The 825-nt window shown below is 46.3% G+C and carries 1 protein-coding gene; it reads right to left on the minus strand.

Annotated features, from left to right (window positions below; genetic code table 11):
• Positions 1 to 819, minus strand: an 819-nt coding sequence (gene sucD / locus A3729_RS08260; RefSeq protein WP_068633618.1) for a succinate--CoA ligase subunit alpha, incomplete at its 3' end; no start/stop codon positions are given.
• Between the last annotated feature and the right edge of the window lie 6 nt (positions 820 to 825).

Below are 825 nucleotides of genomic sequence, written 5' to 3' on the forward strand. Positions count from 1 at the left end.
AGTCTTCACACCAGCTGCCTCGAGTGCAGCGAATTTCTCATCAGCTGTACCCTTACCACCAGCGATGATCGCCCCAGCATGCCCCATACGCTTACCAGCAGGCGCTGTAACACCCGCTATATACGACACAACAGGCTTTGTTACATTAGCCTTGATGTACTCAGCTGCTTCTTCCTCAGCAGTACCACCAATTTCACCAATCATTACAATAGCTTCTGTCTGGGGGTCGTTCTGGAACATTTCCAAAACATCAATAAAGCTAGTACCTGGTACTGGGTCACCACCAATACCTACGCAACTTGACTGACCGAAGCCTGCATCAGTTGTTTGCTTAACCGCTTCATAAGTCAAAGTACCTGAGCGAGAAACAATACCAACCTTTCCTGGTAGGTGAATGTGACCAGGCATGATACCGATCTTAGTCTCTCCTGGGGTGATAACACCAGGACAGTTTGGTCCAATCATACGAACGCCAGCTTGATCAAGCTTAACCTTCACATCAACCATATCCAAAGTAGGAATGCCTTCAGTAATGGTAACGATCAGCTCGATACCTGCATCAATCGCCTCTAAAATCGCATCTTTACAGAAAGGTGCTGGAACATAGATAACCGTAGCCGTCGCACCCGTAGCTTCAACCGCTTCGCTAACAGTGTTGAATACTGGAAGACCAAGATGAGTCTGACCACCCTTACCCGGACTTACACCACCAACCATTTGCGTGCCATATGCAATAGCTTGCTCTGAGTGGAAAGTACCTTGCCCACCAGTAAAACCCTGACAGATAACTTTTGTATCTTTATTAATTAAAACTGACATTATTTA

This window comes from Oleiphilus sp. HI0043, assembly GCF_001634935.1.